This is a genomic window from Phenylobacterium sp. (genome assembly GCF_036263695.1).
Taxonomy (GTDB): Bacteria; Pseudomonadota; Alphaproteobacteria; order Caulobacterales; family Caulobacteraceae; genus Phenylobacterium.
Genome location: NZ_DATAGM010000153.1, coordinates 1 through 8,725, shown reverse-complemented (window position 1 = coordinate 8,725; position 8,725 = coordinate 1). Strand labels below are relative to the sequence as shown.

8 protein-coding genes are annotated in these 8,725 nt (G+C 69.2%); 3 read left to right on the top strand and 5 right to left on the bottom strand.

Annotation, left to right across the window (positions count from 1 at the left end; genetic code table 11):
* Window positions 1-361 precede the first annotated feature (361 nt).
* On the top strand, window positions 362-1,639 hold the full coding sequence (locus VHK87_RS06275) for a cytochrome P450 (protein WP_329634042.1): 1,278 nt from the start codon (window positions 362-364) through the stop codon (window positions 1,637-1,639).
* Here VHK87_RS06275 and VHK87_RS06270 read toward each other — a convergent pair.
* The gene (locus VHK87_RS06270) at window positions 1,600-3,255 is read right to left on the bottom strand and encodes an ATP-binding protein (RefSeq protein WP_329634041.1); all 1,656 of its coding nucleotides are present in this window, start codon (window positions 3,253-3,255) and stop codon (window positions 1,600-1,602) included. The genes VHK87_RS06275 and VHK87_RS06270 overlap by 40 nt on opposite strands.
* Window positions 3,256-3,924: 669 nt before the next feature.
* Between VHK87_RS06270 and VHK87_RS06265 the strand changes: the two genes are divergently transcribed.
* Window positions 3,925-4,533: a DedA family protein gene (locus tag VHK87_RS06265; protein WP_329634040.1), complete on the top strand. Its 609-nt coding sequence runs from the start codon at window positions 3,925-3,927 to the stop codon at window positions 4,531-4,533.
* Between the two features lie 296 nt (window positions 4,534-4,829).
* Here VHK87_RS06265 and VHK87_RS06260 read toward each other — a convergent pair whose 3' ends face one another.
* Window positions 4,830-5,834, bottom strand: a complete 1,005-nt coding sequence (locus tag VHK87_RS06260; protein WP_329634039.1) for a class 1 fructose-bisphosphatase — start codon at window positions 5,832-5,834, stop codon at window positions 4,830-4,832.
* A gap of 245 nt (window positions 5,835-6,079) precedes the next feature.
* Here VHK87_RS06260 and VHK87_RS06255 point away from each other — a divergent pair, with 245 nt between their 5' ends.
* Window positions 6,080-7,051: a calcium-binding protein gene (locus tag VHK87_RS06255; RefSeq protein ID WP_329634038.1), complete on the top strand. Its 972-nt coding sequence runs from the start codon at window positions 6,080-6,082 to the stop codon at window positions 7,049-7,051.
* A 17-nt stretch (window positions 7,052-7,068) separates the two neighbouring features.
* Here the strand turns inward: VHK87_RS06255 and VHK87_RS06250 are convergent, their stop codons facing one another.
* The 3 genes from VHK87_RS06250 to VHK87_RS06240 all read right to left on the bottom strand — a co-directional run.
* Window positions 7,069-7,683 (bottom strand): lytic transglycosylase domain-containing protein, encoded by a 615-nt coding sequence (locus VHK87_RS06250; protein WP_329634037.1) that lies wholly within the window; start codon window positions 7,681-7,683, stop codon window positions 7,069-7,071.
* Window positions 7,680-8,171, bottom strand: a complete 492-nt coding sequence (locus VHK87_RS06245) for a S26 family signal peptidase (RefSeq protein ID WP_329634036.1) — start codon at window positions 8,169-8,171, stop codon at window positions 7,680-7,682. The genes VHK87_RS06250 and VHK87_RS06245 overlap by 4 nt, the downstream gene beginning before the upstream one ends.
* Window positions 8,168-8,725: TrbI/VirB10 family protein (locus VHK87_RS06240; protein WP_329634035.1), on the bottom strand; the 558-nt coding region annotated here is incomplete at its 5' end. The genes VHK87_RS06245 and VHK87_RS06240, both read right to left, overlap by 4 nt.

Sequence of the window (8,725 nt, the reverse complement as noted above, 5' to 3'; positions counted from 1 at the left end):
TTGTTCATAGGATCGCCCCACCAAAAGTTGATTAAAGCGGACAGTTCGCCGCGAGGTGGATGTTTACAGATTGCTAACGGACCCCGCGTCCCCAATCCGGCTCATCAATTTCGATGAGTGGGCGATGGAACTTTGTGCTGGGCGCTGCGGGCGAGACGCTGGCCAGCGTACGCGACCGGATCACCAGTGACGCCCGGGCAGCACGAACGTGCAAGGGACCGCCCGCTCATCTTGAGCTGAACTAGAACTCGGTCGCCTCTCGCGCAGCGGCCCACCAAACCTAAAGTCGCTTCCCCTCGACCTGATTGCGCGCAATGCTCCGGTGAACGGCGTTCACGTTTGGCCGTACGGAGGATGCGCGATGGACGACGGCGCCCTGGACCTGCAACGCGCGGCGCGTGACGCCGCCTATTCCATGCCCCTGGAAGAGATCAACCCGGCCGACCCGGAACTCTTCCGCACCGACACCCTTTGGCCCTACTTCGAGCGGCTCCGGAAGGAGGCGCCGGTCCACTGGGCGGTGTCCGAAGAAAAGCAGGTGGGCGGCTACTGGTCGGTCACCCGGTTCAACGACATCCTCGCCGTAGACAGCGACCACGCCACATTCTCATCCGAGCCCACCATCGTGCTCCCCGATCCCGATGAGGATTTCACGCTGCCGATGTTCATCGCGATGGACCCGCCCAAGCACGACGTCCAGCGCAAGACCGTCAGCCCGATCGTTTCGCCCCACCATCTGGCCCATCTCGAGAGCATCATCCGCGAGCGCGCTGGCGTGATCCTCGACGATTTGCCCGTCGGCGAAGAATTCGACTGGGTCGACAAGGTCTCCATCGAACTCACCACCATGACGCTCGCGACCCTGTTCGACTTCCCCTGGGAGGACCGGCGCAAGCTCACCCGCTGGTCGGACGTCGCCACCGCCGGCCCGGAGAGCGGACTCTTCGACTCCACCGATCCGGAGCAGGCCGAGCAGCAGCGGCGCATGGAGCTGTTCGAGTGCGTCGACTACTTCACCCGGCTCTGGAACGAGCGGGTCAACGCCCCGCCCAAGCCCGACCTTATCTCCATGCTCGCCCACGGCGAAGCGACCCGCAACATGGACCGCATGGAGTACCTGGGGAACCTGATCCTGCTGATCGTCGGGGGCAACGACACCACGCGCAACACCATCACCGGCTCGATCCTGGCGCTCAGCCAGAACCCGGACCAGGAGAGGCTGCTGCGGGCCAATCCCGACCTCATCCCGTCAATGGTCTCCGAGACCATCCGCTGGCAGACCCCGCTCGCCTACATGCGCCGCACCGCCACTCGGGATGTCGAGATGCACGGCAAGACCATCCGCGCCGGCGACAAGGTCGCCATGTGGTACGTCTCCGGAAACCGCGATGAGGAGGTGATCGACCGGCCGAACGACTACTGGATCGATCGCCCGCGTGCGCGCCACCACATGTCCTTCGGCTTCGGCATCCACCGCTGCGTCGGCAACCGTCTGGCCGAGCTGCAGCTGAAGATCATCTGGGAGGAAATCCTCAAGCGCTTCCCGACGATCGAGGTCACGGGCCCGCCGCGGCGGGTCTACTCCTCCTTCGTGAAGGGCTACGAGAAGCTGCCGGTGGTCATCCCCACCCGCAACTGACCGGCCTCTACCGGCTCCGCCGACAGCCGTCGCGCCAGGCAGGCCATCAGCTCCTCTGCTCGGAGCGGCTTGCCCAGGTGGTCGTCGGCGCCGGCCACTGCGGTCCTGCGCCTCTGCACCTCGTCCACGTCGGCGCTCAGCACGATTATCGGTGTGCGCCCCCGCCCCTGCTCGGCCTCACGCCGCCGGATCGCCTCGATCGCCGCCAGCCCGTCCATGCGCGGCATGTGCAGGTCCATCAGGATCAGATCGTAGGCCTGCCGCGTGGCGGCCTCTACGGCCTGCACGCCGTCCTCGACCCAGTCCAGTTCCAGCTCCAGCCCCGCCAGCATCAGCTGCACGACCCTGCGGTTGATGGCGTTGTCCTCCGCCAGCAGCACCCGCGGCGCCCCCTCCCATTGCACCTGGGCGGGGCCGGCCGCCGGCTCCGGCGCTTGGTCCGCGCGCTCCGCCAGCGGCAGCGCCAGCTCCAGCCGAAACGCCGAGCCCTCGCCCGGCGCACTCTGCGCCATCAGCGTCCCCCCCATCATCGCCGTCAGCTGCCGGCAGATGGTCAGCCCCAGGCCCGTACCCCCATGGCTGCGGGTGGTCGAGGCGTCCGCCTGCTCGAACGGCTTGAACAGCCGCTCCGATTCTTCAGGCGAAAAGCCCATGCCCGTGTCTCTGACCGTGAAGACGAGCGCGGCGGCCGCGTCCCTCGCCCGCCCGGCCACCTGCAGGGTCACCGCGCCGCGCTCGGTGAACTTCACCGCATTGCTCAGCAGGTTGTTCAGGACCTGCCCCAGCCGGGCCCGGTCGCCCAGCACAGCGACATCGAGCTCCGAATCGACCTCGACGGCCAGGCTCAGCCCCTTGGCCTCGGCCGCGGGCGTGAAGAGCGCCGCACAGCGCGCCGCCAGCTCCGCCACCTCGAAGGGCTCGCTCGCCAGCGTCACCTTCGCCGCGTCCAGCCGGCTGAACTCCAGGATGTCGCTCAGCAGGTGATTCAGCGTCCTCGCCGAGTCCAGGATCGTGCCCACCAGCTCCCGCTGCTCGCTCGAGAGTTCGGTGCGCAACAGCACGTCGGCGATGCCGATCACCCCATTCAGCGGCGTGCGGATCTCGTGACTCATGGTCGCCAGGAACCGGCTCTTGGCCTTGTCCGACTCCGCGACCCGGTCCAGCGCTGCTTCGAGAGCCTGGGTCTTCTGCTTCATCTCGGTGATGTCGACGCGCACGCCCACCACCCAGTCGTCCGGCGTCCGGTGCTCCTCGATCAGGATCCAGCGCCCGTCCGCCAGCTGCTGCTCGTGACGCCCGGCCGGATCGTTCAGCAGCGCCAGCCGCTGCGCCAACCAGCTCTCCTCCTGGCCGGCCGCAGCCGGATAGGCGCCCCGCGCCACACCGGTGCGCAGCGTGTCCTCGAAGCTGCGCCCCGGCGCGAACAGGTCGGCTGAGTGGTGGTAGATCTCGGCATAGCGCCGGTTCCAAAGCACGTAGCGCCGGGCCTCATCCAGGATGACGACACCGTCCGGCAGCACGTCGATCGCCCGCCTCAGGCGCTGCTCGGCCAGCGTCCCGCCCGCGCCGTCCGTCTCCGTACGGGAGCGTCGTTGCCCCTCGTCCAGATTGTCCATCGCTCCAGTCCCCTTCGAGTTCGCACGGGACTGGAGCCTCCAATTCTTATCTGGGCCTTAACAGCGACGATGAACGAAAGATTGACCCCCGGAAAGCCCAGGTTCTTCAGCCCCCAACGGAAATACAATTTCAGCGCGCTCAAAATGCAGACAGAAGCAAGGGCCTGTCTGCTCAACATCTATACTCATTTTTTGACCTCGACAGGCAAAACCGGTGCGCCGTCAGCCGGGGTTTCTTGAGGATCAGATGCCCCACGGCCGTGTTCGGGGCCGGCATGAGGAAGAACCGGCCCACCTCGGGCGCCCGCGCGTCCAGCGCCGCGCGCAGGATGACCCCCAAGACCAGCCCGGGCCAGCCCGAGCCGCCCCATCGCGTCCTCCACGAGCGCCGCCCGGTCGAGGCCAAGCGCCTGATGGTCTATTCCGCCATGAGCCTGGCGGAGATCGCCTGGTGTCTGGCCTTCAGCGACCCGGCGGGATCCTCCCGCTTCTTCCGTCAGGCCACCGGCGCCTCCTCATGCCTTCCGCAGCCGCGACGAGCGCCGGGCCGCCTAGCGCTCCAGCCGCGCCCCGCCCGACAACGGCGGCGCGTCGTCGCGCGAATCCCGGCAAGGCTTGCGTCGGCGCGCCCGGCCCCTCAGCTAACGGGCGAGCCACCCCGGGAGCTTCATGGTCGACTGGCTGATATACATCGTCACCGTCGGGGGCCTCTTCGCCGTGGCGGCGCTGATGTTCGCCGAGAACCTGTTCCCGCCGATCCCCTCCGAGCTGATCATGCCCCTGGCCGGCTTCCTGGCCGCCCAGGGACACCTGGACTTCGCCGGTGTCGTGCTCGCCGGCACGGCGGGCGCCGTGGCCGGTGCGGCGCTCTGGTACCAGATCGGCCGTGCTTTCGGGGAGCGGCGGCTCAAGCGATGGGCGGGCTTGCACGGCCGCTGGATGACGGTCACGCCCGCCGACGTAGACAAGGCCATGGCGTTCTTCCGCCGCTACGGTCCCGCGGCGATGTTCTTCGGGCGACTGGCGCCGGGCGTGCGGACCCTCATCTCCATTCCCGCCGGCCTGGCGGCCATGCCCAAGGCGGCCTTCCTGATCTTCACCACTGCCGGCGCCGCCCTCTGGACCCTGCTGCTCGCCGCGGCCGGCTACCAGTTGGGCGAGCACTACGAGAAGGTCGCCGGCTGGGTCGACCCGGTCGCGAACGGCGTCGTGGTGTTTGTCGTGCTGGTCTACCTCTACCGCCTGGTCACCTTCCGGCCGCACCGCGCCGCCGACTGATCTGCGCCGCGAGCGCGCCTCAGGCGTGACCTTTTGCGTGGCGCGCGATCCTTCGGCAGAAGCGACAGCTCGCGGGCCCATGAGATGGAGGGATCCGAGGCCTCAGGCCGGCTGGGAAGCGTTCGGCCGGACGGGGGAGCATGCCCCCTTCCGATGAGCAGGTGCGCCACGGGCGCTTGAACGTCGCGCGGCGGGGTGCTCTCAGCAAAGGAGTTCCCGCTCGTCGACCGCGTGGCGGCCGCCAGCTGCGCAGCGGCCCATGGCCGCGACCCCGAACTGCCAGCAGCCGTTCTTGGTCAGGCCGGTGCGACGGCGTGCGCGTGGTAGGCCGCGAGGCGCTCGACCTCGTCGCGGGAGCCCAGCAGCACGGCCACCCTCTGGTGGAGCGCCGAAGGGGTGAGCTCCATGGTTGCGCCCCGGCCGTCGAAGCTTGCGCCGCCCGCCTGTTCGACCACGAACGCCATGGGATTGGCTTCGTACATCAGGCGGAGCTTACCGGCCCGGGTGGGCTCGCGCGCATCCCAGGGATACAGGAATACACCGCCTCGCATGACGATGCGGTGGACATCCGCCACCATCGAGCCGACCCAGCGCATGTTGAAGTTCTTACCGCGCGGCCCGGTCTCGCCGGCGAGGCACTCCTGTACGTATCGCGACACCGGCGCCGCCCAGTGGCGTTGGTTGGAAGCATTGATGGCGAATTCCTTCGTGGACGCCGGGATGGAGATGGCCTCCGCCGTCTGGCGCCACTCGCCGCTCTCCGGATCCAGGGTGAATGCGCTCACGCCGCGCCCGATAGTCAGCACCATCGTGGTCTGGGGCCCGTACACGACGTAGCCGGCCGCCGCCTGGTTTCTGCCCGCCTGCAGGAAGTCGCCTTCCGAAGGCTCGCGCTCCACCGGGCTGTGTGGGGCCGGCAGCACCGAGAAGATAGTGCCGATCGAGACGTTCACATCGATGTTGCTCGACCCGTCCAGCGGGTCGAACAGCAGGAGGAAGCCGCCGGCTGTCCCCAGCCGCCGGACCGCGTGGATGGTGTCCATCTCCTCCGACGCCATGGCCAGGAGACGCGAGGCGCCGGCGCAACGGGAGAGCAGGATCTCGTTGGCGAGCACGTCGAGCTTCTTCTGCTCCTCGCCCTGGACGTTGGTGGTCTCGAGGGCGCCGATGATGTCGCCCAGGCCGCCCTTGCCGACAGCGGCGCTGATGGCGGCGCATCCTTCACCCACAGCCAGGATGAGCTCGGCCAGTCCCTCCGGCGGCTCGACGTGCGCAAGGTGCTGCTCGAGCGTGAGAGCCATCCTTCCCCCTCCCCTTCGTCTGACGGGCACGGAAACGTCCCTATAAGGCCAAGGTTGCCTGAGCGCGCCGTCGCCGCGAAGAGCGCTCTGCCGCCGGGTTCTGTCCACCCTCGCCTTTCAGCCCCGATCAACCCACGCCGTCTTCATTAAGGTTAGCCCTCCCCTGGCGGGTGATTGGCTTTGCGGCCTCTGCGCGGTCGGTGCAAAGGGCGCCTTGGCGCAAGCGTGCAACGTTGGGGGATGACATGGCTGTCGCGGTCGTAGGGCTGAACTACGCTGTCTGGATGGACGATCTGGCGCTGGAGAACCTGCTCTGGGGCGAGATCACCACGGCGACTGCGAACACGATCGTGGTGAGCTACGGTCCAGGCACGCGTGACGAATTCTACGGCTCCTTCGTGTACAACAGCGCCCAGACCGATGTGGTGGGCGGGGTGCTCCGCCAGATCCGCGAGTACGACGGCGGGCTGCTGGCGTTCGACGTGCACAGCTTCGAAGTCTCCGCGGTGAGCTTCGTGAACTGGGTGGAAACGGGCGCGACCGAGACCGCCTTCAGCGCCATCTTCGGCTCGCACGACAGCTTCACGGGCTCTAACCTCAGCGACCGGCTGTTCGGTTACGCGGGCAACGACACGCTCTACGGCGGCGCCGGCGGCGACACCCTGGTCGGCGACGCGGGTGAAGACTTCATCAGGGGCGAAGCGGGCGCCGACCTGCTCATCGGGGGCGAGGCCTTCGACAACATGCACGGCAACATGGGCTCGGACACCCTCTACGGAGGCTTCGGGAACGACTGGGTGGTCGGGGGACAGGACAGCGACTGGCTGTACGGCGAGGATGGCGACGACTACATCGTCGCGAACCTGGCGGCCGACACCTGCCTGGGCGCCGCCGGCCGGGACACGCTCCTGGGCGGCCAGGGCGATGATCGACTGAGTGGGGAAGCCGGCGACGACCGGATCAGCGGCGACCGCGGCGCGGACACCCTGAGCGGCGGGCTCGGCGCCGACACCTTCGACTTCTTCCTCGAGGCGGGTCAGGACCGGGTCACCGACTTCAGCTACGCCGAAGGGGACCGGGTGCACATCCTCGGCGGCTGGTCCTACAGCGTCCAACAGGTGGGGGCCGACACCGTCCTTTCGCTGGGATCCGACCAGTTGATCCTCGTGGGCGTCAACGCCGCTTCGCTCGGCGCAGGCTGGGTATTCTCGGGCTAAGTCGACAGCCGCCCGGTTCAGCCGGGCGAGCGGCAGCCCCGGGCCGACCGGACGGACCGCCCCGCGGCCAGCGCCAGGTAGCACTCGAGGACGACCGTGACGTACGCCTCCGTTTCCGGGATCGCCGGGACGCGCCCAAGCCGCGCCACCCGCGCAGGCCCCGCGTTGTAGGCAGCCAGCGCCAGCCGGAGATCGCCGAACCTGACCACCTGCCGCGCAAGGTAGGCTGCGCCGCCCTCGAGGCTCTGCGCCGGGTCGAAGCGGTCGGCCACTCCGAGCTCCGCGCCCGTCGCAGGCATCAGCTGGGCCAGTCCCGCCGCGCCGGCCGGCGATACCGCCTGCGGGTTGTAAGCGCTCTCGACGAGCACCAGCGCGTGGAGGAGCTTAGGGTCGAGGCCGTGGCGCGCGGCGGCATCGGCGACCTGGGCCGCAAACGGCTGGAGGGGCTCTGGGACCCGGTCGATCTCGGCTTGGGCCCTGGCGGTCGGCGCCTCTGGAGCAGGCGCGGCCACCGGACGACCTGGGAATAGCGGCCCGCCGGCGGCGCGCCAGTCCTGCGCCCACGCCGGCCCTGGCGCGGCGATCGCCCCTGCGAAGAGCAGCGCGGCCAAGGCTCTGAAGAGGGCCGTCATCTCATCGGCTCGTAGACGCCCAGGATCTCGGTGGCGCGGACAGGACCGAAGTAGCGGCTGTCGAAGCTGTCCGGCGAGGCCCCCAGGACAACGAGCTCGTCCGGCGCCAAGGTTCGGCAGCCCGCCCAGGCCGGGATCGGTGCGCCCCGCCGGTCGTGGCTTCTGCGCGGGATCGTCCAATCGCCGACGGCCAGGAAGCGCTCGCTTGAGCAGACTAGCCCCTCTCCCATCGCGATGACCCGCTTCAGCAGCGGCGTCTCTGCAGGATAGCCGAGCCCCGCCAGGTAAGTGGAAGCCTGTGGCGGCGCACGGACCGCCACCACCTCGCCGACCGCCGGCGCCCGCGAGCTACGGCGCCAGGCCCCTTCCGGCAGGCTCGAAGTGACGTTGAAGAGCACCAGAGGCGCTGACGGGGCGCTGGCCGCCAGGAATGCGCAGGCGAGCGCCGCGCCGCCGGCGAGCGGAAGTATGAACCGCCACGGGATCATGGGACCGGCTCGAGGATGAGGTCCTTGGTGATCAGCACGGCGACCGGCGCGCCGGCGCCGACCACGATGCGCGGCTTGATGTCGAGCTCCCGATCGAGGACGCGTCCGCCCAGCTCCACCGCCTGCCCGGCGATCGCGTCACTCACCGCGTCGGCGACGGAGCCCCGCCGCCCGCCCCGCCCGCCGCGGGCGATCTCGCCCAGAGTGCTGACGGCGCCGGACAGCAACGCCGCGCCGGTCAGCTGCAGGAGGCGGCGGTCGGGCCGGCCGGGCACGCCGGCGGCGCCGGCGCCGTCGGCGGCGGCCTCGCCGTCCAGCAGCAGGCTGCGCCCGTCCGGGAGGATCATCCGCGACCAGGTAATGTAGGCGCGCCGCTCGCCATGAGCGCTGTCGCCGCCCTGGTTCCCCAGCAGGCGCGTGCCCTGCGGGACGAGCAGGATACGCCCGGTGACGCTGTCGAACACCGGCTCGGTCGTGACCGCCACGACCGGTCCCGGGCGGCTGGTGTCTACCGCGGTCAGCAAGGCTGCCGGGATCAGCGCGCCAGCCTTGAT

Excerpts from the sequence above, each read along its gene's own strand:
- VHK87_RS06275 (WP_329634042.1), top strand. The coding sequence starts at position 362 with ATGGACGACGGCGCCCTGGACCTGCAACGCGCGGCGCGTGACGCCGCC.
- VHK87_RS06270 (WP_329634041.1), bottom strand. The coding sequence starts at position 3,255 with ATGGACAATCTGGACGAGGGGCAACGACGCTCCCGTACGGAGACGGAC.
- VHK87_RS06265 (WP_329634040.1), top strand. The coding sequence starts at position 3,925 with ATGGTCGACTGGCTGATATACATCGTCACCGTCGGGGGCCTCTTCGCC.
- VHK87_RS06260 (WP_329634039.1), bottom strand. The coding sequence starts at position 5,834 with ATGGCTCTCACGCTCGAGCAGCACCTTGCGCACGTCGAGCCGCCGGAG.
- VHK87_RS06255 (WP_329634038.1), top strand. The coding sequence starts at position 6,080 with ATGGCTGTCGCGGTCGTAGGGCTGAACTACGCTGTCTGGATGGACGAT.
- VHK87_RS06250 (WP_329634037.1), bottom strand. The coding sequence starts at position 7,683 with ATGACGGCCCTCTTCAGAGCCTTGGCCGCGCTGCTCTTCGCAGGGGCG.
- VHK87_RS06245 (WP_329634036.1), bottom strand. The coding sequence starts at position 8,171 with ATGATCCCGTGGCGGTTCATACTTCCGCTCGCCGGCGGCGCGGCGCTC.